22 protein-coding genes and 8 tRNA genes are annotated in these 26,640 nt (G+C 30.6%); 11 read left to right on the plus strand and 19 right to left on the minus strand.

Features of this window, described 5'->3' with window-relative positions:
- Window positions 1-98 precede the first annotated feature (98 nt).
- The 10 genes from BMX03_RS01380 to bioB all read right to left on the minus strand — a co-directional run bounded on the left by BMX03_RS01380 (window position 99) and on the right by bioB (window position 11,362).
- Window positions 99-1,871, minus strand: a complete 1,773-nt coding sequence (locus BMX03_RS01380) for a glycoside hydrolase family 9 protein (RefSeq protein WP_091693333.1) — start codon at window positions 1,869-1,871, stop codon at window positions 99-101.
- 14 nt (window positions 1,872-1,885) lie between these two features.
- Window positions 1,886-2,671 carry a beta-glucanase gene (locus BMX03_RS01385; RefSeq protein ID WP_008538812.1) on the minus strand — a complete coding sequence of 262 codons (786 nt, stop codon included), beginning with the start codon at window positions 2,669-2,671 and terminating at the stop codon, window positions 1,886-1,888.
- 17 nt (window positions 2,672-2,688) lie between these two features.
- Entirely contained in the window at window positions 2,689-4,113 is a 1,425-nt protein-coding gene (locus tag BMX03_RS01390) for a 6-phospho-beta-glucosidase (RefSeq protein ID WP_008538813.1), read from the minus strand.
- A gap of 11 nt (window positions 4,114-4,124) precedes the next feature.
- Window positions 4,125-4,439 carry a PTS lactose/cellobiose transporter subunit IIA gene (locus BMX03_RS01395; RefSeq protein WP_075555167.1) on the minus strand — a complete coding sequence of 105 codons (315 nt, stop codon included), beginning with the start codon at window positions 4,437-4,439 and terminating at the stop codon, window positions 4,125-4,127.
- A 13-nt stretch (window positions 4,440-4,452) separates the two neighbouring features.
- A complete protein-coding gene (locus tag BMX03_RS01400) occupies window positions 4,453-4,755 on the minus strand; it encodes a PTS sugar transporter subunit IIB (protein ID WP_008538815.1) in 303 nt (100 codons plus the stop codon).
- A 48-nt stretch (window positions 4,756-4,803) separates the two neighbouring features.
- On the minus strand, window positions 4,804-6,270 hold the full coding sequence (locus BMX03_RS01405; protein WP_091693385.1) for an S-layer homology domain-containing protein: 1,467 nt from the start codon (window positions 6,268-6,270) through the stop codon (window positions 4,804-4,806).
- A 64-nt stretch (window positions 6,271-6,334) separates the two neighbouring features.
- A complete protein-coding gene (locus BMX03_RS01410; protein WP_091693335.1) occupies window positions 6,335-7,663 on the minus strand; it encodes a PTS sugar transporter subunit IIC in 1,329 nt (442 codons plus the stop codon).
- 246 nt (window positions 7,664-7,909) lie between these two features.
- On the minus strand, window positions 7,910-8,752 hold the full coding sequence (locus BMX03_RS01415) for a MurR/RpiR family transcriptional regulator (protein ID WP_008538822.1): 843 nt from the start codon (window positions 8,750-8,752) through the stop codon (window positions 7,910-7,912).
- A 141-nt stretch (window positions 8,753-8,893) separates the two neighbouring features.
- Window positions 8,894-10,237: an anaerobic C4-dicarboxylate transporter gene (locus tag BMX03_RS01420; protein WP_018999970.1), complete on the minus strand. Its 1,344-nt coding sequence runs from the start codon at window positions 10,235-10,237 to the stop codon at window positions 8,894-8,896.
- Between the two features lie 165 nt (window positions 10,238-10,402).
- Window positions 10,403-11,362 (minus strand): biotin synthase BioB, encoded by a 960-nt coding sequence (gene bioB / locus BMX03_RS01425; RefSeq protein ID WP_022227567.1) that lies wholly within the window; start codon window positions 11,360-11,362, stop codon window positions 10,403-10,405.
- Window positions 11,363-11,477: 115 nt separating this feature from the next.
- Here bioB and BMX03_RS01430 point away from each other — a divergent pair, with 115 nt between their 5' ends.
- Entirely contained in the window at window positions 11,478-12,545 is a 1,068-nt protein-coding gene (locus tag BMX03_RS01430) for a DUF362 domain-containing protein (RefSeq protein ID WP_091693338.1), read from the plus strand.
- Between the two features lie 81 nt (window positions 12,546-12,626).
- Here the strand turns inward: BMX03_RS01430 and BMX03_RS01435 are convergent, their stop codons facing one another.
- The 9 genes from BMX03_RS01435 to BMX03_RS01475 form a co-directional block, all read right to left on the minus strand.
- The gene (locus BMX03_RS01435; protein WP_075555163.1) at window positions 12,627-13,799 is read right to left on the minus strand and encodes an SAM-dependent methyltransferase; all 1,173 of its coding nucleotides are present in this window, start codon (window positions 13,797-13,799) and stop codon (window positions 12,627-12,629) included.
- 308 nt (window positions 13,800-14,107) lie between these two features.
- A tRNA-Glu gene (locus BMX03_RS01440) sits at window positions 14,108-14,182 on the minus strand.
- 69 nt (window positions 14,183-14,251) lie between these two features.
- Window positions 14,252-14,337: transfer RNA gene (locus BMX03_RS01445), tRNA-Leu, on the minus strand.
- 13 nt (window positions 14,338-14,350) lie between these two features.
- Window positions 14,351-14,436: transfer RNA gene (locus tag BMX03_RS01450), tRNA-Leu, on the minus strand.
- Window positions 14,437-14,465: 29 nt separating this feature from the next.
- Window positions 14,466-14,554, minus strand: a tRNA-Leu gene (locus BMX03_RS01455).
- 100 nt (window positions 14,555-14,654) lie between these two features.
- Window positions 14,655-14,728: transfer RNA gene (locus BMX03_RS01460), tRNA-Gly, on the minus strand.
- 6 nt (window positions 14,729-14,734) lie between these two features.
- A tRNA-Thr gene (locus BMX03_RS01465) sits at window positions 14,735-14,810 on the minus strand.
- 11 nt (window positions 14,811-14,821) lie between these two features.
- Window positions 14,822-14,897: transfer RNA gene (locus BMX03_RS01470), tRNA-Phe, on the minus strand.
- Window positions 14,898-14,900: 3 nt separating this feature from the next.
- Window positions 14,901-14,977, minus strand: a tRNA-Asp gene (locus BMX03_RS01475).
- Between the two features lie 455 nt (window positions 14,978-15,432).
- On the opposite strand from BMX03_RS01475, the gene BMX03_RS01480 reads away from it, so the two are divergent.
- The 10 genes from BMX03_RS01480 to BMX03_RS01525 all read left to right on the plus strand — a co-directional run bounded on the left by BMX03_RS01480 (window position 15,433) and on the right by BMX03_RS01525 (window position 26,626).
- Window positions 15,433-19,656 (plus strand): 2-hydroxyacyl-CoA dehydratase, encoded by a 4,224-nt coding sequence (locus BMX03_RS01480; protein WP_091693340.1) that lies wholly within the window; start codon window positions 15,433-15,435, stop codon window positions 19,654-19,656.
- Window positions 19,657-19,741: 85 nt separating this feature from the next.
- Window positions 19,742-20,686, plus strand: coding sequence for an alpha/beta hydrolase (locus BMX03_RS01485; RefSeq protein WP_091693342.1), 945 nt, complete (start codon window positions 19,742-19,744; stop codon window positions 20,684-20,686).
- 201 nt (window positions 20,687-20,887) lie between these two features.
- On the plus strand, window positions 20,888-21,616 hold the full coding sequence (locus BMX03_RS01490; RefSeq protein WP_091693345.1) for an amidohydrolase family protein: 729 nt from the start codon (window positions 20,888-20,890) through the stop codon (window positions 21,614-21,616).
- Window position 21,617: 1 nt separating this feature from the next.
- Window positions 21,618-22,001 (plus strand): PTS sugar transporter subunit IIA, encoded by a 384-nt coding sequence (locus tag BMX03_RS01495; RefSeq protein ID WP_176815357.1) that lies wholly within the window; start codon window positions 21,618-21,620, stop codon window positions 21,999-22,001.
- A 13-nt stretch (window positions 22,002-22,014) separates the two neighbouring features.
- Complete coding sequence (locus BMX03_RS01500; RefSeq protein ID WP_091693350.1) at window positions 22,015-22,497, plus strand: PTS sugar transporter subunit IIB; 483 nt, start codon at window positions 22,015-22,017, stop codon at window positions 22,495-22,497.
- A gap of 26 nt (window positions 22,498-22,523) precedes the next feature.
- Entirely contained in the window at window positions 22,524-23,270 is a 747-nt protein-coding gene (locus BMX03_RS01505; protein WP_091693352.1) for a PTS mannose/fructose/sorbose/N-acetylgalactosamine transporter subunit IIC, read from the plus strand.
- Window positions 23,271-23,281: 11 nt separating this feature from the next.
- On the plus strand, window positions 23,282-24,094 hold the full coding sequence (locus BMX03_RS01510) for a PTS system mannose/fructose/sorbose family transporter subunit IID (protein WP_091693355.1): 813 nt from the start codon (window positions 23,282-23,284) through the stop codon (window positions 24,092-24,094).
- A gap of 10 nt (window positions 24,095-24,104) precedes the next feature.
- Window positions 24,105-24,821 (plus strand): amidohydrolase family protein, encoded by a 717-nt coding sequence (locus BMX03_RS01515; protein WP_091693358.1) that lies wholly within the window; start codon window positions 24,105-24,107, stop codon window positions 24,819-24,821.
- Between the two features lie 34 nt (window positions 24,822-24,855).
- On the plus strand, window positions 24,856-25,839 hold the full coding sequence (locus BMX03_RS01520) for an IF-2B domain-containing protein (protein ID WP_091693360.1): 984 nt from the start codon (window positions 24,856-24,858) through the stop codon (window positions 25,837-25,839).
- Window positions 25,832-26,626: a BtpA/SgcQ family protein gene (locus BMX03_RS01525; protein ID WP_091693363.1), complete on the plus strand. Its 795-nt coding sequence runs from the start codon at window positions 25,832-25,834 to the stop codon at window positions 26,624-26,626. The genes BMX03_RS01520 and BMX03_RS01525 overlap by 8 nt, the downstream gene beginning before the upstream one ends.
- Window positions 26,627-26,640 lie beyond the last annotated feature (14 nt).

The following is a 26,640-nucleotide window of genomic DNA, read 5'->3' on the forward strand; positions in this document are numbered from 1 at the left end:
TAGATTAAAGCTTCGATTTTATCGGAGCTTTTTTTGTTTTATAAATATATGTATAAAAAAATTGCTTTCTAATTTAATTATTAGAAAGCAATTTTTATTTACTTATTATATTTTAAATCTTCAACTTTAACTGAATCTGGTTCTGCAAACCAAGATAAAGCATAAACAGCAGATGAAATATAATCTATAGCATATTCATTTGTAGACCAAGAACCTACCACGTCAAGATAAGATTTTGCTATAGGAATATTTCCACTATTCAAGTATTCTGTTTGGTCTGGATCTCCACCTATAACATGATTTGGTCCACCGACAACAAGACCTGAAACATAAGCTCCTGTGCTTTCATGGATACGATTATGTGGATGTAATGGTGGATTATCTCCTACACCAGTCATAAAACTCTTATCAAGTGAATTTCTTCCAAAAAGATAATGAATTTGTGCTAGTGCTCCTTCTAAATATTCTTGTTTTGGCTTAATTTGATATGCCATTAATAAAATATCACCTTTAGTCAAAGCATTTTTAGTTGAAGCCCATGTATATTCATTTTCTTTTAAAGAACAATTAAAACCATCTGTTTTTATACTTGTACAAATATCGTCTGCATAACTACTTAAAGCATTAATAACTTTATTTTGAAGTTGCTTATCTGCATTATTAGATTTAGCATATGCAAATTGTGCTAAAGCTAAAGTATCATCCCATGTAAAAAAGCTTGGTTTATCAGTTAAACGTTTAGACTCTTTCTTCAAATAAGATTCATACTTAGCATCACCTGTTGTTCTAAACATTTCTGCAGCTAACCATAAACGTTCTTCAAGATCTGTATTTTTATTATATGGGCCTGAACCATTTTCTTGTCCTTCATCAACACGATAAATTGGTTTAGGATTTTTTTCTAAATATTGCCAAACAGCTTCAGCATTTTGTTTTAAATTTTTAGCATAATCTTTATCATATTGTTCATATACACGTGAAGCTATTGCTAAACTTGCACCATACATAGCTGTACTAGAAGTAGCTGTACTAAAAATATATCTATCTTGCTTATCTGTATCTGGAGAAATATCCAATCCTGGCCAAGTCAAACCTGATACTTTATGGAATGTACTGCCATCTTCACGTTGCATTTTTTCCATCCAGTCAAGTTCAAATTTTACCTCTGATAAAACATCTGGCATATTTGTATTATTTTCTATGCCTTTTGGAAATAACAATTGACCTTTAGTGAAATGGTCGGGATTTGCTTCATATGCTAACAATAATTCAGCACTACTTAATGCTCCTGTTGTTATATATTTACCATAATCTCCTGCATCATACCATCCACCACTAACATCTATTTTATCACCTTTATTATTTAATTTATCAGAGAAATAAACACGAGCTTCTTTATCTTGCTTGTGTCCACCTTCTAATTTTAGTCCAGAAACTTTATCATCATTTATAGCAGTATTAGTTCTTGATAAAGTATATGAACGCCAACTTTGTACCATAGGTACATCATAGACATCATCACCAATTACAAAATCATATGATTCACGATTACCTACTTTTAAAATATATGTTCCTGGTACATTCAAAGAAGAAAAATCGGCTTTACGTAAAGTTTCTTCAGAAATTTTATCATATTTAGGTTCAGATAAATTTCCTTTAAATACAACTTTATTATCTTTTGTATCAATTATTTCAAAAGTAGTATCATTAGAGTCAGTTACCATTGCTACTTTTGAATAATTTGGCAGATATCCTACTTGGTCAACATGTAGCCCCATATCAGCTGCTTCTATAGGTAGTGATATCGATGAAAAACTTACCGCCATTAATCCAGATAAAATAATTTGACTGAGTTTTTTCTTATTATACATAATCAGACAACTCCTTATTCAGTAAATGGCGTATATTTTATCCATTGATATTCTGCTTTTACAGGTAAATTTTTATCATCAAATGCATTCAACCATTCATCTACACCTGTTCCACACCAAGCATTCATCATAAGTTTAGCTTTTGTTACTGGAATTGTTGTTCCTTCCAAACGATATACTTCTTTACCATCAACAAACCAAATAATTTTATCTTTATGCCATTCAAAGCCATAAGTATGAAAACTTTCAGATGCATCAAAACCTAAATCATATAAATATTCATGTCCACCTTTTCCATCACGGAAATAATTAAATTGAACTTTTGTTGTATCTTTTCCTAAAAATTCTATATCAATTTCATCCCATGGATTATTATCAGATGGACCAGTATACGTGAAGAAAGAAGATACTACACCATCATTTTTTATTGGTTTCATTGATACTTCATATTTTCCATAACCGTAGAAATCTTTACTACGAAACTCTCCACCAGAATATGGTATTTTATCAGCTTTTTTTTCTTTATCAATAATTAATTGAAGGTTTCCACCATCAAATGTAACATTTTCTTTATGCCAATTTACATTGAACATATATCCATTTGTCCATCCATCAGAAGCCTCAAATCCTTTTGGCATTCCATTTTGGAAATTCACTTCAAAAGCTTCACTTGCTTTTACATCGCTAGCTGGTGCTGCCATAACAATAGATGGTGTTACTATACTATTTGGAATTACTGTTGGTGTAATGGATAATGCCATAAGCATTGTACTAACAATAGCTTTTTTCTTTAAACTCATAAACTACACTCCTTCACTTATTCAATAGAATAATCTTCGCCATTCGTTTTAATTACTTTTTGATACCAATAAAAAGATTTTTTCGGTACGCGTTTTAATGTACCTTTTCCTTGATTATTTTTATCTACATAAATAAATCCATATCTTTTTTCCATTTCACCTGTACTTGCTGATACGAGGTCAATAGGTCCCCAAGGACAATATCCCATGAGTGTAACACCATCTTCATCTACAGCTTTTTTCATCTCAGCAATATGTTCAGAGAAATATTTTATGCGTGTATCATCTTGCACTACACCTGTTTCATCTGGATATTCATGTAAACCAATTCCGTTTTCAACAATCATCATTGGTAATTCATAACGTTCAGAAATCACGTTTAACATATAACGTAATCCAACTGGGTCAATTTGCCAACCCCAATCAGAAGCTTTTACATATGGATTTTTAACTTCTTTACCCATATGTTCTTTACCTTCAGGATCATATTCACTGACAAAACTCATGTAATATGACAAAGCAAAGTAATCTACTTTTCCACGTTCTAAAATATCAAAATCGCCATTTTCAATTTTAATATTATAACCTTTATTTTCCCACTCTTTTAATATATACATTGGATAATGTCCTCTGCATTGTACATCTGAGAAAACAAATGTACGATCCATCTCTTTCAATGCTGCCATTTGGTCCATTGGTTTACAAGTTGCTGGATATACTGGAGACATTGCTAACATACAACCAATTTGAAAATCTGGATTAATTTTATGACCTTCAATAACAGCTAATGCAGATGCTACAAATTCATGATGAGCTACTTGATATAAAACCTCATATCTATTTTCACCATCTTTATAAAGTACACCTGAATTTGTAAATGCTGTAAATTCAGTATTTACATCTCTTTGATTATTAATTTCATTAAATGTCATCCAATATTTAACTTTATCTTTATAACGTTTAAAAACAGTAACTGCAAAACGTACAAAGAAATCTACTAATTTACGATTACGCCATCCGCCATATTTAGTTACTAAATTATATGGCATTTCAAAATGAGATAAAGTAACAATTGGTTCCATTCCATAACGATGAAGTGTATCAAAAAGATCATCATAAAATTTTAAACCAGCTTCGTTTGCTTCAACTTCATCACCATTAGGAAAGATACGTGTCCATGCAATACTTGTACGAAAACATTTAAATCCCATTTTAGCAAGCAATGCGATATCTTCTTCATAATGATGATAAAAATCTATAGCTTCATGATTTGGATAAATCTTTCCTGGAACAACACCATCTGTAATTTCTCTAGGTTTATTTGGTCCACCCAAAGTCATTACATCAGCTACGCTAATTCCTTTTCCGCCTTCTTGCCAACCGCCTTCAAGTTGATGGGCAGCTACTGCGCCACCCCATAAAAAACCTTTTGGAAATCCCATTTTTATTCTCCTTATTTTACGTTTATTTTACGATAAACATCTATAAATTCTTGTGCAATAATTTTAAATCCTTCTGCACTCATCAATTGGTCTTCTGCATGTAAAATCAATAAATTGACTACATTACCTTCACCAGATGCTTCTTTTTGCAATAATTCATTGTGTTTATCATGACCTTCAATAAATACTTTTTCACCTTCAGCAATTAATTCTTCTGCTTTTTCATAATTGCCTTTTTTAGCTTCACTAATTGCTTCTATATAACAACTACGTGCTGTTCCCACAGAAGAAATAATCTCGAATGCTATTAATTCTAAACCTTCCATTACTTACTCTCCCTTAGTCTTTCATTAAACTTTTAGCAAATGCTAAAGCACCTTTACCATCCATACGACCATACATACGCATTTCAATAGCATCAACAGGTACACCTGGTAATTCTTTTGCAATTTTGTCTTTAGAAAAACGAATTTGTGGACCAAGTAATACTACATCAGCATCTGAAGCTTTTTCCACTGCTTCTGCTGCTGAATAGGCAGCTATTTCACAATCATAATTTTCAGCTTTTGCTGCTTCCTGCATTTTTTTTACTAACATACTTGTAGACATACCAGATGCACATAATAAAACAATCTTTTTCATAATAAATTACTCCTTTTATCTATAAAATTATCTTTAAAATATTATTTATCAAAAATGGAAATCTACTTGTGTACGAATGAAATCACGTTTATATTGCTGATCTTTTTCTCCATAAATACCACTATACATATCAGCAATTTCATACATTGTTTCCCATTCTATATTTTTGGCTGGTACATATTTAAAACCAAATACCCATCCTTTAGAGCCTGGTTTCAATAAGCCCCATTCTTCATCACCCATAATATTTCCATGACGACCATAGTCAAACCAACGTGTATAAAGTTGGAAAGAACCTGGATCATTTAAGTTAGTCCAACGATAATTCAAACGAATAGATTTACTTGTATTTTCATCAATATCAAAAATATGTTGCGTTCCATCTGAAGCCCATTCAGCTACACGTTCTTTTTCAGCATTTGTAAGCACATAATCACCAATAAGTGTGATATTTTTCATCGGATTCCACATTGCACTCAATACCAATCCATGTGAACCAAAAGTATTTACTAATGGTTTATTTCCATTATATGGGTCATATCCTGGAGATTCATTTTTATCAATATCTAGTTGGGCATATGCTAAATTAATTTGTAAATTATCAGAAACAGGACCTTGTACGCCTAATCCGTACATAGCAAAATCATAACCTGCATCAGTTGGTTTTTGATAAAATGCTAATGCTTTCAAACCATTATTATCTAATGGATAATCCAAAACTATACCATCTGTTTCATTTCCTAATAAAACATTTTGAAAACCTAATCCACGCCATCTACGACCTACATCAACATGTAATTTATCAATATTTCCTTCTGCCCAAACACGCTGAATTACACCGTCCTCATCACCATGACCTTCATGATATTTTACATCACCAGCGGATGTTACATATCGAGCATAACGTTGATTTGTTTCGCTTTCAAAATTAAAATTCCAATCATCATTAACTTTAAATTTACCTTTTAAATCAAGATAAAAACGATTATTATCATTTTGGTCATTATAACCTTTGATATTGTCATTATCCCAAGATACTCTACCAAAACCACTAATTTTAAAACGTTCTGCGTCTTCTTTTAATTTGGAAATATCGGATGTATTTTTATCAATTTGTGATTGCATTTGCTTCAAATCTTCGCTAAATTCTTCTTTTAATTGATTTAATACAGCTTTATCTCCTATATCTCCTTTATCTGATTTCATAGCATTAGCCACTATACTTGCCATTTCATAACGTGTCATTGTTCGATTTCCCTGAAATGTTCCATCTTTATAACCTTCAATGACACCATGTTGAGCTAAATAATCAAGTGCTTCATAAGCCCAATGACCTTTAGGAACATCACTAAAACTATCTACATTTGCATTTATATTTTCATTATCAGTAACACTAACTTTATTTTCTGAAGAAACTTTATCTGCATCAGATGTTGATTGCGCAAAAGATGTACCTGTTAATCCTAAAAATATTCCCATAGAAATAGCTAACGCTTTATTTTTCTTTAATAGCATCAATACATTCGCCCCCAAAATTAATTCTCTCTAATATACAATCTCTCAAAAAATAATTTAATAATTATTCTTCTTTTTTATCTTGTTCTTCTTTTAATTCATCTTGTTCTTCTTTTAACATTGCTTTATCTTGTGCTCGTACAAACGGAAAATATATTGCTGTAGAAATAGCTAAGTTTATTATCTGTACAACAGCACCTTGCCAACCATTAAGTAAAAATCCTGCAATTATTGGAGGTGTTGTCCATGGTACTTGAACGGCACTAAAAGGAGACATGAAGCCCATGCTGATTGAAAAATATGTTACAAATAATGCTATTAAAGGTACTAACACAAATGGAACGAGTAAATATGGATTAAATACAACTGGCAAACCAAAGATAAGAGGTTCATTTATATTAAATAAACCTGGTACAAATGCCATTTTTAATAAAGATTTCATTTGTTGAGATTTAACAGTAAATATACCTGATAATAAAAGTCCTAATGTCAAACCACAACCGCCACTTTTTACAAATACGTCATTGACTTGAATAGTTATAATTTTAGCTTCTGGATTATTTATAAGAGACATACCCATATCTATAAGATGCTGATTATCTAAAGAATTTGCTATCAATAATGGACTTACTACACCACCGACAACATTTGGTCCATGAACACCAGCCCAAAACAAAATGCCCTGTAAAGCAACAATCACTGAGCCACCAGCTAATGTATCAGAAAGTCCTTGCAATGGTGTCTGAATAATTTTAAAGATTAATTCCGGTAATGTAATAGCTCCAAGATAATGACAAAGTCCGTATAAAACAGATGCTACTGTAAAAAATATCATACCAGGTACTAACGCAGTAAAAGCTCTTGCTACACCTTGTGGTACAGAATCTGGCATTTTTATACCAACATTATTTTTTTCACAATAACAGAAAACATATGATACAAAAAAAGCTATAATAATTGCTGTTATAACACCATTACTACCAACCCAAGCTTTTGGTATAATATCTCCTACTAATTGACCATTTTCAGTTACTAATGATGGTGGCATTAATATTAACAATGTTGATAAAGCTAATATAGATGCCATACTAGCATCGCAACCTTCATTGCCTACAAATTTGTATGTAATTGCGACTACAACAATTAAAGCTAATACATTAAATGTACCACCCGCTACAGCATTAAATGGTGCTGTCCAATCATTACCAAATATGGATGCCATAAATTCTCCATATCCAGGAATTGGTAAGTTTGCAATCAACAAAAATACTGAACCACAAATAGTAAATGGTGTAGTCATAATAAAACCATCACGTAATGCTACTACAGCACGTATTTGTGCAAACTTGCTCATAACTTCGATAAAGCTATCAAAAAGTTTTTGTTTATCCATTTAGAATTTTCTCCTTTTCTTATACATAATTTTTTGAACTTTCCTTAAGGCAATTTTAATATATCATTAACAAAATACTGTTTCAATAGATATTGGCTAATACAAAACAATGATACAATATCATATAAAAAAACCTTTTTTCACTTGTAGCAATGATACGAATTGTTTGAAAATAATCAAAATAATAAAAAAAGCTGCTTATTTTAAATGTTATCTACATCAAAATAAGCAGTTTTTATTTTCATCTTAATAACGAAAATGTTTATTTAACCATTGTTCTTTTTGTTGCGAATCATGATAATCTAAACGCGTCATAAGCATGGTAAACATTATGTCTGTAACATATTTTGCACCTAAAAGAAAAACTCTAGGTCCTAATTCTTCCATTTGCTTCACACTTGCTACAGAAAAAACTACATCTGCTAAACTAGCTATTTCTGACTTAGGTGATGCTGTAATCAAAATAAAGGAAATTCCTCGTAGTTTTAATAAACGAGCAATATCTAATAACATACGATTATTCCCTGTACGACTTATGATAAATCCCAAATGATCTTTTGAAGCACTAGTTGCCTGTAAATATTGCATAGTCATTGGAGAATGTACACTTGAGCATTTATTAGCCATGATAAAACCAGCTGAAGCAATTCTTGCTATATCTAAATTATTATCCATAGCATAAAAATCAATATGTTTAGATTTTATAAAAAGATTTAGAGCTTTTAAAAAATCTTCTGGATTAAGCATGTTCCTTGTTTCTTTTAGTGTATCAATTTCAATAGCTGTTACTTTATCAATTAATGAATGTATACTATCTTTAGTTGATACAACAAGTTCTTCACCTTTTGGATGATTGATATATTGCATCATTTCAGCTAAAAATTGAACTCTAAATTCTGTATATCCACTAAAACCTAATTTTTGACTAAAACGCACAATAGCAGCTGAATTTGTATACGTATTTTTACCCAATTGTCTAGTTGACATTCCAGCTAATTTCCTAAAATTTGCTAATAAATATGTTGCAATCATTATTTCTGTTTCAGAAAAATCTTTTTGTTCTTGTAATATTTTTATTAAATTTGTCACATAAAACCCTCCAATCTTTATTTATATTTATCAAAATATAGCTTATATATTAATATTATTTAAAATTATAGTCAATAAAATTTATAATCAAAAAATCCTAGAGCATAAACTCTAGGATTTTTTATTTCATTAATTAAATTATCAATATAAAAGATGTGTTATTACATAACCTACACAGCAACCAACTGTGATACCAATAAAACCTGGAATGATAAAGCTATGATTGATTACAAATCTACCAATTCTTGTTGTTCCAGAACGGTCAAAACCAATGCAAGCCAAATCTGATGGATATGTTGGCAAGAAGAAATAACCATAGCAAGCAGAAATAAATGAAATGATAATAAGTGGGTCAACACCTACACTTAATGCCATAGGCACTACAATAGCTAATGCTGCTGCCTGAGAATTTACCAATTTAGATATTAAGAATAAAACAATTGCATAAGTCCAAGGATAATCTAAAACAATCTGTCCCAATGTTTCTTTGAATTCTGGTAAATAAGCACCAAAATAAGTTTCTGCCATCCATGCTACACCATATACAGAAACGATAGCAACCATACCTGATTTAAAAACAGAACCATTTGTTACATCACTAACTTTAACTTTGCAAATAAGTAAAATAAGTGCTGCAATAACCAACATACAAAGCTGAATTGTTGGTGTCATCGAAAGCGGTACCCATGCACCTTTTGCATTTGGTACGAGTGGTAATAATTCTTTAGGAAAGCTACCAAATAAAGCGATTACAACGATACCTAATAAGAAGATAAATGTAGCTTTATAAGCACTAGCTGGTAATTTTACTTCAGCATTATTTTGAGCTTGTTCTTCATAGATATAAGCTCTTTGTTCTGGATCTCTTAATTTAGCTTGGAAAATTTCATCTTTTGCTAAGTCCTTACCTCTTTTTAAGCTCCATAAGCCTGTTACTAAAACACCGCAGAATGTAGCTGGAATAGAAACCATTAAAATTTGTACCACACCTAATGGATGAGTTGTCCCTGCAAGCATTGCCACCATGGATACTACAGCTACCGAAGCAGGAGAAGCACAAATCCCCATCTGAGAAGCAACAGAAGCTGCTGCCATTGGTCTTTCTGGTCTGATATTTTGCTTGATAGCAATATCATAAATAATTGGAAACATAGTATATACTACGTGACCAGTACCACAAAGAACAGTTAAAAACCATGTAGTAATCGGTGCAAGTACAGTTATTTGTTTTGGGTTTTTACGCAATAATTTTTCAGCATATTTTAGCATTACATCGAGCCCTTTTGAAGCTTGCAAAAATCCTGAACAAGTAACTACCGCCATAATTGTGAGCATTACATCAATTGGTGGTTTTCCTGGTACTAAACCAACAACAAATACAAAGAATGTCAAACCAATACCGGATACAGCAGCTAATCCTAAGCCGCCAAAACGAACACCAATAACAAGACAGGCAATAAGAACTATAAATCCTAAAATTTCCATACAAAAACTCCTTTCATTTTGTATACATCATACTAAATACCTGTTCTGAAATAATAGATTATTTATACAATTCAGTCCGGTTAATATTATAACATAAAAAAAATTTATTGTATAATATTTATATATATAGGGCAAATTTAATTGCCCTATATATTTTTAAAATGATTATACTATTTTAAAACCTAATTCTTGTATCATCTTCATATCTGTATCAATAGAAATACCACTTGTTGTGAGCATATCACCAGAAATAACAGCATTGGCTCCTGATTGCAAACAAGCTTTACCTTTATCTGTAAATAATCCTCTACCACCAGCTAGACGAATAAATAAATCCGGTAAAATAAAACGATAAATAGCTACTATTCTTTGCATATCTTCATCAGTAACTGGCTTATTATGTTCGTATGGTGTTCCTGGTATAGGATTTAGACGATTTATAGGCACAGAATTTACATTTAAATTTCGTATTTCTAAAGCCATATCTATTCTATCTTCCATGGTTTCACCTATTCCCATGATGCCACCACTACAAACACTCATACCTGCTCTTTGCGCTGCTTTTATTGCTTCTACTTTATCTTCAAAAGTGTGCGTAGTACAAACTTTATCAAAATGATTTCTTGAAGTTTCTAAATTGTTATGAATTCTTTCTACGCCCACATCATTTAATTTTTTAAATTGAGCTTCATTCAATAAACCACCAGAAACACATAATTTTATTTTGCATTTTTTATGTACTTCATCTAAAGAATTTGCCAATTTATCTATTTCTTCATCACTTAATCTCTTGCCTGAAGTTACTACTGCATAACGTGCTACACCTTTGCTATAATTATACTGTGCTTCTTCTAAAATAGGCTTTGTATTTAACAATGGATAAGTTTCTATTTTTGTAGTATAATGAGCTGACTGTGCACAATATTTACAATCCTCGGAACATCTACCAGATTTTCCATTAATAATAGTGCAAATATCAAAATCATCACCACAAAAATGTTTTCTTATCTCATTAGCGGCTGTAGATAATTCATCTAATGGAGCTTTCACTAAATCTAAAGCTTCTTGTTTATTAATTCTATAACCATTTAATATTTTTTCTTTTAAATCATTTACACAATTCATTTATTATCACCTTAAATCTTTTATATAAATATAATTAAACCATTATATTTATATAATGTCAACTTTTAAAAATTTTAGGTTAACGCATTATATAATCATTTAAGAAAGGAATTTTATGAACTCAACAGATATTTTACAAACACATGGTGCAAATCTCTATGAAATCACTTTTAACCTATTATCTAATTCTAAATTAGAAGAATTTATCCCTAATAAAAATAGTACAATTATTATTAAACCTGATATAAAATATATCAATAATACACTATACTCTACTTCTCCAGTAATCTTAACTACAATAATCAAATACCTACAAGACAATAATTTTACTAATATCAATCTTGCATTAGGTTCTTTAATCGATGATGATTTAGAACAATTATTAATAACTTGTAAATACGATAAAATTGTAGATAAATTAAACATTCCTGTATATGGTCTTAAGGATAAAGATTACACTACAAAAACCATTGGTGGTATCGAATATAAATTAATAGATAAAGTTATCAATGCCGACTTTTTTATTAATTTAGTTACTTCTTCACCAAATGAAAAAACTATACTACACAATGCATTACAGGCCATGCAAAATATCTTGCACACCCAAAATCGCTCTTTATTCACTACAGATAATTTTTATAAATCAATCTGTTTCTTAAATTATTTAATTAAAGCTAATTTCACATTAGTAGAAATCGATAGTTTATCTGATATCCAAGCAGATAAACATATGTATGCTACTATAGATAATTTATTAGCTGATGCTTACTATGCTCAAAATCTAGGCTATAAACCATTTGATATCGAATACATTGAACTGGCTTCTAAATTAAATATCGGTTGTGCTGACATCAATAAAGCTAATATCATTAATTTAATAGATAATACTGTTACTTGTGATAATAATTCAAAATTAACCTCTCATATCAATGCTTCTAGCCCTTGTGAACAATGTTATCAAAATTTACTGCAAGCACTCTCCTTATTAGATAAAGATAATTTACTTGATAAATTATCTACAAAATTATTTATCGGTCAGGGTTGGCGAGAATTTAGCGAAAATGGCATTGGCATAGGTCGTTGCACTAGCAAATTTGAAAATTATGTTAGAGGTTGCCCACCAAGCCCTCAAAAAACTTATGAATTTCTAAAAGAATTTATTTGTAATAATCAAAATGCATAAAGAATAAATAAAAGCTCTATAAGTTAAATACTACAAATAACTTATAGAGCTTCTTTTTTATTATATTATTATATTAATATATCAATACCATCTTGTTAATGGTAATTCATTATTTACGCCTTTAGTAACTAAAATTTGATGTAAATCTATACCACCTATATGGAAATTTGCTGCACAGGCATTTAAATATAAATCCCACATGCGAATAAATTTTTCATCAAACATTTCACTGATTTTATCTAAATGATTATGAAAATTATCTGCCCAATAAAGTAAAGTTTTTTCATAATGGCGACGCAAATTTTCAATATCGAGAATATGGAAATCATCATTTCCCATACTAGAAACGATTTCTCTAAGACTTGGTATCACTCCACCTGGGAAAATGTATTTTTTCATCCAACTATCAGTTTCCATTTCTTTTAATTGACTGATGAAATGCAATAAATACAAACCCTTATCTTTTAATACTGCATTTACACAATCATTGAATAGCTGATAATTTTCCCTGCCAACATGTTCTAACATACCTACACTAACAACTCTATCAAAACTTTTTCCCCATTTTGGTAAATCTCGATAATCCATCAATTCAACTGTTAAATAATCTTCTAAATGTTCTTTTTGTATACGCGATTTAAATTCTTTGTATTGTTCACGACTTAAAGTAATACCCGTACCTTTTACCTTATATTTTTTAGCAGCTTCGATGAGTAAAAAGCCCCAACCACAGCCAATATCTAATAAGCTCATACCTTCTTTTAAATATAATTTCGATAAAATATAATCCACTTTATTCACTTGTGCTTGATATAAAGTATCATCTTCATTTTTAAAATAAGCACAAGAATAACTCATTGTTTCATCTAACCATAATTTATAGAAATCATTACCTATATCATAATGAGATTGAACTTGCTTTTCTTGACTTTCTTTAGAATTAGATGGATGAATTATTTTATCTAGCAAAGTTTCATTTAAAGAAAATTTATCCATTTGACCTAAAAAATGAATTAAAGCATCATATAAATTTCCTTCAATGATTAAATCTCCATTCATATAAGCTTCACCTAAAGCGATAGACGTACTATTAAGTAAATCCATTATAGGTATTGTCTTTTTAAAGTCCACTACAAAAGTTGGTTCACCTTTACCTACTAAATATTGATTATCTTTAAATTTTAAAAGAAATGGATTTTTATCAAATTTATTAAAAAAATGAATCATAGCCTTTTCTTCTAATTTATCAAACATAATAGCACCTCTCAATATCCTTCATAAAAAACTATAAACTACTAATATAAATTAGTAGTTTAAAATTTCACAAATAGTATTATTTTTAAGTTACTAATATATAAATATTTGATTAGTTAACTTTACACTTATACTATACCTGTCTATAACTATTGTCAATTAGATAAAATCTAATGAGTTTGATAAAAAAATTTTAGGTTTGTTTTCGACAATAAAAAAATGCTTTTTAAAATCTAGATTTTTAATCTGGACTTTAAAAAGCATTCTTAAATCTATATAAAAACTCTTTATTAAGAGTTGAATAACCATGGTGACGCGTATGGGATTCGAACCCATGAAGCCGCCGTGAAAGGGCGGTGTCTTAACCACTTGACCAACGCGCCATATTTAATTTTTCTACAGACATAAAAAAAGCTGATATCACATTGGTATCAGTTCATTCTTTAAATTAATGGTGCGGTTGATGGGACTTGAACCCATACGACCATTGATCACTACCCCCTCAAAGTAGCGCGTCTGCCAATTCCGCCACAACCGCATATACTCTTTAATGGTGCGGCCGAGTGGATTTGAACCACCATGAGGTATCCCCCACTAGCGCCTGAAGCTAGCGCGTCTGCCATTTCGCCACGACCGCAAAGGGCAAAAATAACAAATGATGGTGATTGGTGCCGAGGACCGGAATCGAACCGGTACGGTTATCACTAACCGCGGGATTTTAAGTCCCGTGCGTCTGCCAGTTCCGCCACCCCGGCATTATTCACTTCTTTATTCTCGTCGAGAACATTTAATATGTTACCATATCGTTTTGTTCTTGTCAAGAACTTTTTTAAGTTTTTTTCAAACTTTTTTTGATGGAGCGGGTGATGGGAATCGAACCCACGTAACTAGCTTGGAAGGCTAGGGCTCTACCATTGAGCTACACCCGCATTTCATGGAGCTGGCGAGAGGAATCGAACCCCCAACCTGCTGATTACAAGTCAGCTGCTCTGCCAATTGAGCTACACCAGCATATTATAAAATGGTGCCTCAGAGCGGAATCGAACCACTGACACGGGGATTTTCAGTCCCCTGCTCTACCGACTGAGCTACCGAGGCAAATGGCGACCCGAAGGGGACTTGAACCCCTGACCTCCGCCGTGACAGGGCGGCATTCTAACCAACTAAACTACCGGGCCATCTTAACCTTTATTGCTGTTTTTTCTCTGTGAGTTGTTGTCTCACGAGCCAGCTTCTATAGTATATTATTTTAAAACCATTTTGTCAACACTTTTTTGAAAAAAATTTAAAAAAGTTATCGTTTTTATTTTTCCAGATTAAACTCCATTATTTTTCAGAAAAAAACTTCCTTATTATAAATATAGTAAAATTTATCTTATCATCTCATTTTGAAAATAAAATCTTCATTTTCAGCACTTATTTCTATTTAATTTTACTTTTCTATTCAATTTCAGCTAAAAAATTCATTCTTTTTTTCTAAAATTAATAAAAAAATCCTCAAAAGTGAATACTATTCATTTTGGTAAATTTTTTATTCTATGATATAATACATATGCACAATAATAACTATTTAAAGCTTATATTTCTAATTTCTAAAGTATTAATAAATATATATTTTATAGGTGGTGTTATCTTGAATTTTTCGTATAAACTTGGTATTGATATCGGTTCTACTACTATAAAATTAGTTGTCTTAGATAAAGATAATCAAGTAGTTTATAAGAAATACATGCGTCATTTATCAGAAATCTATAAATCCATGCACGATAATATGATTTTATTATCAGATACATTAAAAAATCATAAATTTACCTGTGCAATAACTGGCTCTGCTGGTATGGGTATGGCTAATAATTTAAACATGCCTTTCATTCAAGAAGTAATTGCTTGTTCTAAAGCTGTTAAAAATTGGATACCACAAACTGATGTAGCTGTTGAATTAGGCGGTGAAGATGCTAAAATCACTTATTTTGGCTCTGCTCCAGAACAACGTATGAATGGTGTTTGTGCAGGTGGCACAGGTTCATTTATTGACCATATGGCTTCTCTTTTAAATACTGATGCTATGGGTTTAAATGAATTAGCTCAAAAAGGCACTCAAATTTATACTATTGCTTCTCGTTGTGGTGTTTTTGCTAAAACAGATGTTCAAGCATTATTAAATGATGGTGTTTCTAAAGCTGATATTGCTCTTTCTATCTTACAAGCTGTAGTTAATCAGACTATTGGTAACTTAGCTCAAGGACGTCCACTTGAAGGTAATATAGCATTTTTAGGTGGTCCTTTATATTTCTTAACTCAATTAAAAGAACGCTTTATTAAAACTTTAAAATTAACTGATGAACATATTGTCAATGTTGATGATGGTTGTTATTTTGTTGCTATGGGTTGCGCTCTAAGCGATAATGCAATTGAAATGACATATGATGAATTAATGCAACGTTTAAATAATTGCAGTAAATCATCTACAGAAACTGAATCTGTAGCCTTTACATTATTTAAAAATGAACAAGAATATAATGAGTTTAAGCAACGTCATAATAAAGATGTTGTAAAAAAAGCTTCATTATCAGATTATCAAGGACCTCTATACATAGGTATTGATGCTGGTTCTACTACTACAAAATTAGTCGCAATTAGTAAAAATCGTGAAATATTATATTCTTCCTATGGCAGTAATAATGGCTCACCATTAAAAACTGTATTAGATGAAATAAAAGCTCTATATGAAATTATTCCTCCTAATGCTTATATTGCTACTGTTGGTACGACTGGCTATGGAGAACATATCGTTAAAGCTGCTCTTCATGCAGATTTTGGTGAAGTAGAAACTTTTGCTCATTTACGTGCAGCTCGTGAATTTTGTCCTGATGTATCTTGCGTTCTAGATATCGGTGGACAAGATATGAAATGCTTCTATGTAAATAAAGGCAATATCGGACAAATCATTTTAAATGAAGCTTGCTCTGCTGGCTGTGGTTCTTTCATTCAAAACTTCGCTCAAGGCTTAAATATGGAAGTCAGCGATTTTGCCAATAAAGGCTTAACTGCTAAAAATCCAGTAGATTTAGGTACTCGTTGTACTGTTTTCATGAATTCTCGTGTAAAACAAGCCCAAAAAGAAGGAGCTTCTGTAAATGATATTTCTGCTGGTATAGCTCTTTCTGTTATCAAAAATGCTTTATTTAAAGTAATCCAAGTCAAAGATGTATCTGAACTTGGCGATAATATCGTGGTTCAAGGTGGTACATTCTATAATGATGCTGTACTTCGTTCTATGGAATTATTATTAAATAAAAATGTAATCCGCCCAGATATCTCTGGTTTAATGGGTGCTTATGGTATTGCACTTTTAGCTATAGAACGTCAACAAGAAAAATCTTCTATTTTAACCAAAGAAGAATTAAAAGATTTCCATATGGAAACAAAAACTTACCGCTGTCATGGCTGCGGTAATAACTGTCTAATCACAACACAAATTTTCCCTGATGGCAATCGCTATTCTACAGGAAATCGCTGTGAAAAAGGCATTGGCAAACAAGTGGCTAAAGAAGATAAAGCACCTAATATTTATAAATATAAATATCATCGCTTATTTGAATACTATAAACCACTTCTCAATGCGCCAAAAGGACGCATAGGTATTCCACGTGTACTCAATATGTATGAAGATTTTCCATTCTGGTTTACTTTCTTCACTTTATTAGGTTATGAAGTAGTATTATCTGGCAAATCTTCAGCTCAGTTATATTGTAAAGGTATGTCTACTATTCCTTCTGACTCTTTATGTTATCCAGGAAAATTAGTACACGGTCATATCATGGATTTAATTGAAAAAGGTATAACTACTATCTTTTATCCATGTATCCCTTATAATATGAAAGACCCGCTTCATGCCTCCGATAACAATTATAACTGTCCTATTGTCGCTTCTTATGCTGAAAATATCCGTGCTAATATGGATATTCTCCGCCAGAAAAATATAAACTTCCTTCAACCATTCTTACCAATAAATAATAAAAAAGCTTTGATTAAACGTTTACAAGAAGAATTATCCTCTTTAAATATTCCTAAAAAAGACTTAATCGAAGCTGTAGAAAAAAGTTATCAGGAATTAGATAAATATAAAGAAGACATTCGCAATTATGGTGAAAACATCATCAAAGAAGCTACTGATAAAAAAATGCCAATTGTCGTTTTAGCTGGTAGACCATACCATGTTGACCCTGAAATCAATCATGGTATTCCTGAAATGATTCAATCTTACGGCATTGCAATTTTATCTGAAGATGCTCTTTATCACTTAGATTGCCCAGAAGATAGCTTAGATATCGTAAACCAATGGAGCTATCATGCTAGATTGTATCATGCTGCTAGTTATGTAGCTCGCCATAAAAAAATGACTTTAATTCAATTCAGTTCTTTTGGTTGTGGTCTTGATGCTATCACTACTGGTCAAGTACGTGAAATCTTAGAACAACATGGCGATATCTACACCATGATAAAATTAGATGAAGTAAGTAACCTTGGTGCAGCTCGTATACGTATTCGTTCCCTCATGGCTGCATGGAAATATGGCTTTGCCCAAATTGACGAAATCGAACCTCCAAAACAACGTGCTTATTTCAGCAAAGAATGTCAAGAAGAACATACTATCTTGGCACCGCAAATGTCTCCTAAACATTTTGATTTCATTCAACATGCTTGTAAAAAATCTGGTATGAAAATCGTCATTCCGCCAATGCCTACACAAGAAGATATTGATTTAGGTCTACGCTATGTCAATAATGATATGTGCTATCCTGCAATCGTAGTCATCGGTCAATTATTAAAAGCATTAAAATCAGGCGAATATGATGTGAATAATACTTCCATCATGCTTTTCCAAACATGTGGTGCTTGCCGTGCTACAAACTATTTAAATTTAATGCGTAAAGCTTTAGAAAATGCCGGCTTAAGCCAAGTTCCTGTATTTGCCTGTGTTGGTCGTGAAACAGATGATTTCAAATTAAAAACAGAAATTTGGCTTGATGTTGTCAAAGCTACTATTTACGCTGACTTATTAATTCGCCTATCCAATAGAACAAGACCTTATGAAAAAGTATCTGGCTCTGTTGATGTCTTATATAATAAATGGCGTAAAATCTTCATGGACGAAATCACTAATGGCAATTATATTAAATTCAGCAATAATATCAAAAAAGCTGTAAAAGAATTTGATGAAATTGCTCTCAATGAAGATGTAATAAAACCAAAAGTAGGTATCGTTGGCGAAATTCTTGTTAAATATCACCCAACAGCTAATAATCATGTAGAAAAAATTCTCTTTGATGAAGGTGCTGAAGTTGTAACACCTGATTTAATGGATTTCTTCATGTACATGGCATATGATGATATCGTAAAATATAAAATGCTCGATGGTAAATGGATAGATAAAGCTAAATCCGAAATCTTCATCAAAGTACTTGAATTTTTCCGCAAACCTATGCGTAAAGCACTTCGTGCTAGCAAGCGTTTCACCGCTCCATATACAATTAAAGAAATAGCCAATTTAACTAAACCTCATGTTTCTTTAGGTAATATGGCTGGTGAAGGTTGGTTCTTAACTGGTGAAATGGCAAAATTAATCCAAGAAGGTGTAGATAATATCATTTGTTTACAACCATTTGGTTGCTTGCCAAATCATATCACAGGAAAAGGTATGATACGTGAACTCATGCGTACTCACGATGGTGTAAATATCGTAGCTATTGACTGTGATGCTGGTATCAGTGAAGTAAACCAGTTAAATCGTATAAAATTAATGCTTTCTGTAGCTAAAGAAAAAATCGCTGAGCAAGACCATAAAGCTCTATAAAACTATTTGATAAAGTAATTAACAATAAGAACTGTATTTTCAAAGATACAGTTCTTATTTTTTTTGCAGTAATAGAGGTCTCATTATGTCTAAACATTATATTGCCCCATTAAGCGATAATATCGAGCGTACTTCTGTCTTTTATAAAAATCGCTATGGTTTTACTCTAGCTGGAGATTTATATCATCTAAAAAATTTAGATAAAAACAAACAATATCCAGCTTTAATCGTAGGTGCTCCCTATGGTGGTGTTAAAGAACAAGGGCCTTGTATTTATGCTAATGAACTTGCAAAACGTGGATTTATCGTTTTAACATTTGACCCTTGCTTTATGGGTGAATCTGAAGGATATCCTCGCCATGTCTCATCTCCAGATATTTTTACAGAAAATTTCAGTGCAGGTGTTGATTATTTAGGGCTTTTACCATTTGTAAACCGTGAACAAATTGGAGCTATCGGTATTTGTGGTTCTGGTGGTTTCGCTTTATCTGCAACACAGATGGATACACGTATAAAAGCTGTGGCTACAGCTTCAATGTATGATATGACTGTAGCTTCTCGCTTAGGCATGGATAAAGAAACTATTCAAGCTACTAAAGAAAAATTATCTAAACAAAGATGGATTGATGCTCAAAACGGATATCCTGAATACATTCCATATTTTCCAGATAAACCACTTGAAAAAGTTCCTGAAGATTTAACAGAACCAACAGCTGAATGGTTCCGTTTTTACGCTTTAAAAAGAGGACATCATATCAATGCTTTAGGTGGCTTTACTACAACTAGTAATCTTGCTTTTATGAATTATCATTTACTTGATTATCTTGATGAAATTTCTCCTCGTCCAATATTATTTATCGTTGGCGATAGAGCTCATTCTAAATTTTTCAGTGAAGAAGCATTTAATAAAGCCTCTGAACCTAAAGAATTATATGTTGTAGATGATACTGAACACATTGATTTATATGACAAAATTGATAAAATACCATTTGATAAATTAGAATTATTCTTCAAAAATAACCTTAAATAAAATCTAAAAACTTTATAAATCATTTTCATTCACTAACAAAAAAGCTCTTTGATTAGTTTTTAATCAAAGAGCTTTTATTTGTATTAATTCTTTTATATTTTCTTAAAATTTATAAAAAACTATTTACTTTTTAAATAAAATGCTCTATACTATTCTTGTAAACATTATAACGTTATAACATTATAACCAAGGAGGAACGGTATGAAAATATATGATATTCATTCTCATTTTGGTCCTACTAGTTCTGGTGAAATTGTTTCAGCTAATAACATGATCTCAGAACTAAAATCTTATGGTATTTCAAAAGTTGGAATTAGTTGTCTCTCTGGAAATTCTACAAGAGAACAAAATGATTTAATTTATAATACTATGAAAGAATTTCCTAATGAGATAGAAGGATACGCTTTTATTAATCCAAAAGATTCAGATGCTATTAATGAAGTTAATTTATGTTTAGATGAATATAAAATGAACGGCGTAAAATTTCATTCTTGGAAACAAGGATATTATCCAGATAATAGACCTGAACTTTCAAAAATTTTTAAAGAAATCAGTAAATATAATGTTCATGTTGAAATGCATGTAGGAACTGCACCTCTAAGTACTCCATATATTTGGGCAGAATGGGCAAAAAAATTTCCTAATATAGATTTTCTTTTTACTCACATTGGTTATTATGAATTTGGCATGTCTACAATTATGGCAGTTAAAGATTTAAAAAATGTATGGGTTGAAACATCTGGTCAAATGGATGTTGATGTTTTAAAAAATGCTGTAAAAATTTTAGGAGCTAATCGTGTTGTTTTCGGTACTGATTGGCCTTATAAGCCTGTAAATATTGAAATAGATAAATTCTATCATTTAGGTTTTAATGATACTCAACTTGAACAAATTTTTTATAAAAATGCAGAATATTTATGGAGGATGTAAAATGAAATTTTTATTAATAACACATGGCAATTTAGCTGAAGGCTTATTACACTCTGCTAAAATGCTAATAGGTGAATTAAAAGAGGTTGACTTTATATCATTCAAAGAAACTATGGGAAATGAAGATTTAGAGCTACTTATAACAAATTATATTAATGACAATCAGTCTAAAGAACTTTTAATTTTTACTGATATTTTAGGCGGAACTCCTTTTAATCTTTCTACATTAGCAGCCTTTGAAAAAAATAATATTGCTATCTTATATGGTATAAATTTACCTACATTTATTGAATGTTATATGAATAAAGATATTTTAACTTTAGATAAAATGAAAAAACATATTTTAGAAAATGCTAGCCAAACAATTGGTATCAGCGATTTATAAGGAGAGATTTAATATGAACATTACTGTATTTAGAATTGATGAACGATTAATCCATGGACAAATTGTTACAGCTTGGCTTCAATATGCAGATGCCAAACAAATTGTTGTTGTTGATGATAATGCAGCTAAAAATTCGTTAAGACAAAAATTATTACGTATGGCTACTCCTAAAGATATCAAATTACAAGTATTAACTATTGCAGATGCCATTAAAATTTTACAAGACGATACATCTTCTGATAATACACTTCTACTTGCTGGATCACCATCTACTGCATTGCAATTAGCAAATGTTTTAACTATTAAAAATATAAATATTGGAAATCAAAACATGAAAAAAGGAAAAAGTAAAATTTTAGATAATTTCTGGCTCTTTGATGAGGATATTTCTGCCTTCAAACAATTAGAAGAATTAGGCTTTATTTGTGAATTTAGAACAGTACCTAGTGATCATAGTCAAAATACTTTCGAATTAATAAGAAAAGCTAACTTATAATATTTAAATTAAAAGGAGTATATATTATGGGTATTTTTGAACAAGCTTTATTAGTTTCTCTCTTTGTTACTATTGCGTTTATTGATTCTCATACATTTCAAACACATATTTTTAGACCTATTGTAGTAGGTCCTATCGTTGGATTAATTATGGGTGATACAGCTACTGGATTTGCTGTAGGTGTAAGTATTGAACTTATGTTTTTAGCTGTAATATTTGTGGGTACTGCTACTCCTCCAGATCCTACAATTTCTACAGCAATTGCTACTGCAATTGCCATTTTAGGTGGAGGTGGTACTGAGCTTGCAGTTGCAACAGCTTTACCAGTTTCTTTTATTGGTCAAATTGCTACAACTTTTCAAAATTCTTTAATAAATGTATATTTTATGCATAGAGTAGATAATGCTGTTAGTAAAATGAATCGTGGAGCTATTATTCGTAACAATACTATATATCCTATGTTAATGAATATATTATTATATGGTGTTCCAACATTTTTAGCAGTTTATTTTGGTGCTGATTTTGTAGCAAATATTATAGAATCCATTCCTGAAAAAATTATATCTGGTCTAGCTGTTGGTGGAGGAATGATTGGTGCTGTTGGTTTTGCTTTATTACTTTCTACCATAAAGTCTAAAAAAATGTGGCCATTCTTTATCATTGGATTTTTCTTTGCATCTTACCTTCATGTTAACATGATTGGCATAGCTTTATTAGCTGTTGCCTGCTGTGCAATATATTATTATTTTGGTAGTAAAGAAATAAATGAATAAGAGGTTTTAATATGGAAAAGAAACTTACAAATAAAGATTTATGGAAAATTTTTTGGAATCAAATGACTATTCGTACTTGTAATAACTACGAACGTCAACAAAATGCAGGATTTACCCAAGCTATGATGCCTGCTATTGAAAAACTATATGATACAGAAGAAAAAAAACAAGAAGCTTATGAACGTCATATGGAATATTTTCTAACTAATGACATTACTTCTGCTATACCTGTAGGCATAAGTGCTGCAATGGAAGAAGAAAATGCTAATAATGATGATTTTGATGGTTCTATTGTTACAGACATAAAAACTGCTTTAATGGGTCCATTAGCAGGTCTTGGTGATTCTTTATTAAATGGTACAGCTCGCCCTATACTAGCTAGTTTAGCTATATCTTTTATTCAAAGTGGATTAGGTTGGTTTGGTCCTTTATTTTTTGTTTTAGGTATGTGTGTGGTATCTTTAGGTACTCGATATGTAGGTGTTTTTCAAGGATATTCTCAAGGTATAAAACTATTAGATACTATTCAAAATAGTGGATTAATTGATAAAATAACAGATTTAGCTTCTTTAGCAGCTTTCATGATTGTTGGTGGTTTTATACCTGCCTTAGTTGTAATAACAACACCTATCTCAATAGGAAGTGGTGAAAGTGTTTTAGTCTTACAAGATACTTTAGATAGCTTAATGCCAGGTTTTCTTGGATTAATGTATACTCTATTAATGTATATTTTAATCACTAAAAAGAAAATTTCTGCAACTATATTAATTTTTTCTACTATGATAATTGGTGTAGCTGGAACATATCTAGGTATTTTGGGTTAGGAGTATAGTTATGTATATTGATATCCACTCATATATAAAATATAATAATGGACAATATAATTTATTACCATTACTAAATGATATGAAAAAATATAATATTGATTATAGAGTTGTTGGTTCTTTAAATAATTTAAGTAATATTGAAAATACAAAAAATATTATCAATATTGTCAATAAACATGATAATTTATTAGGTTGTGCTATTATAAATCCTAAAGATCCGTCGTGTATTGATAGTGTAAAGTTAGCTTGCACTAATGAAAATATATCCATGTTCGAATTTAATTCTTTCGAACATGGATATTATCCCGACTTACAATATAATCTAAATGAAATACTATCTATAATTGAAACTACAAATAAACCTGTAAAAGTTTTTGTAGGAATTGGTGCTCGTTCTATACCACAACAATGGGAATTTTGGGCTAAAAAATATCCTAAAATAAAATTTATTTTTCTTCATATGGGTTGTTTTGATTATGGATATACTTGTATTGATGTTGCTTCTAGAAATAAAAATATTTTTATAGAAACATCTAATCAATATGAACTACAAATTTTACGAAAATCCATTAATACATTAGATAGTCACAAAATTTTATTTGGTTCTATGTATCCTTATCGTTTAACATCTACAGGTTTAAAAATATTTGATATGTTAAACTTAAAGAAGCAATATTTAAATTTAATATTTAATCATAATGCTCGTTCTATATTAAAAATTTAAATTTATTATCAATTCATTTAGGAGAAAATATAATATGTATACTAAAGAACATATTCGCTCATTATTATCATCAAATGATCAAATAATATTTGATCAAATTGAAAATCATACTCTATTAGGAGCTTCTAATCATATAAAAGCTATTGGTACAATGATTGAAAATCTTGCTAATAGTGATAATACTCCAGATCAAATTATTCATAATATAAAGTTAGTTTGTAATTATTATATACAAACAAGAGGAAAAGCTAGTCAAGCTATTTCTAATGCAATATTTATTATGATTTCTAATATTGATAAAATTAACTTAAACTCCTCAGAATTTCGTATCAATATTATTAATAATAAAAATAACTATTTTGATATTTCTTCAAAAAATTTAGAAAAAATATTATTTTATGCAACTAATGAATCTAAAAAATTTAAATCAATTTTAGCATATGATTATTCTAGTACTGTTGAAAAATTTTTAATAAATTTATCTAAAGATAATATTTCTCGTAAATTATTTATTCCTGAAAGTAGAATTATTGATGGTGGATATCCTTTTATAAAAAAACTATACTCTATAAAAAATTATGATATTCATTTTATTCCAGATTGTTCATTATTCCATTTTATGAAAAATGTAGATGCTTGTTTTATGGGTGCTGAAACATTATATGCTGATGGTACTGGATTTAATACCACAGGTTCAGATATTGTAGGGTTAATTTGCAACTATTATCATATACCATTATATTTCTTGACACCAATGATAAAACTAGATACTCGTAGTATAGAAGGTTTTCATAAAGAATTAGTTATTGATGATTTATATATAAAATTAACTAAAAATTGGGACTTAGATATCAATAAAGATAATATACAATTTAAAACTCCAGAACTAGTTCCTGTCAATCCTAATTTCATTTATGCTTATATAACAGAATATGGCATTATACCGGCTAATCAAATGTATAATATTGCTTTAAATTATATTAATAATTTACAGAAAGACGTGATTTTAAATGAATAAAAAATTACTAAATAAACCTGCTTTAGCTATGCTTCAACCACCACCTTTACCTGGTACTTACACATATACTGGCAAAACTATTGATGAAATTGTAAAAGATTGTTTATCCGAAGCAAAAATGATACTTGAAAATAATTTTGATGGTATTATTTTACAAAATATGAATGATATGCCTATAAAGCAACATTCAAATTTTCAAACAGTAGCTTATATGACGAGAATTGCTCAAGAAATCAAAAATGCTTATCCTTCCTTATTATTAGGTATTTTAGTCAATTGGGATGGAGAAGCAGCCCTTGCTGTTGCTGACGCTTGTGGAGCAGATTTTATACGTGTAGAACATTTATACACAGGTGCAAATGTTACTAGCGCTGGTATTCTACAAGCTCAATGTGTTGATATATTAGAATTAAAACGTAAAATTGGTTCAAAAGTTCCTATATTTGCTGATATTTACGAAGTACATGGTGTTCCAATAGGTAAAAAAAGCTGGGGAGATGCCGCTTGGGAAGCTGTACATGAAGCATTTGCTGATGGATTATTTGTTTCAGGTAAAACTATAGAAGAAAATATCTCTATCGTAAATGAAATTAAACAACGTGTTCCTAATACTCCAATATATTTAGGTGGAGGAGCTAACGGAGATAATATTTCTACATTAATAAAATATTATGATGGAGTATCTATTGCTACTTGGATAAAAGATGGCAATATGAGAAATCCTATTAATCCTCAAAAAGCAAAACATTTTATGGACACTATTAATAATAATAGAAAAATAGACTAAGAAATGTTACAATA

Origin of the sequence: Megamonas sp. Calf98-2 (assembly GCF_900110235.1) — a bacterium.
In the GTDB taxonomy this organism is placed as follows: domain Bacteria; phylum Bacillota; class Negativicutes; order Selenomonadales; family Selenomonadaceae; genus Megamonas; species Megamonas funiformis.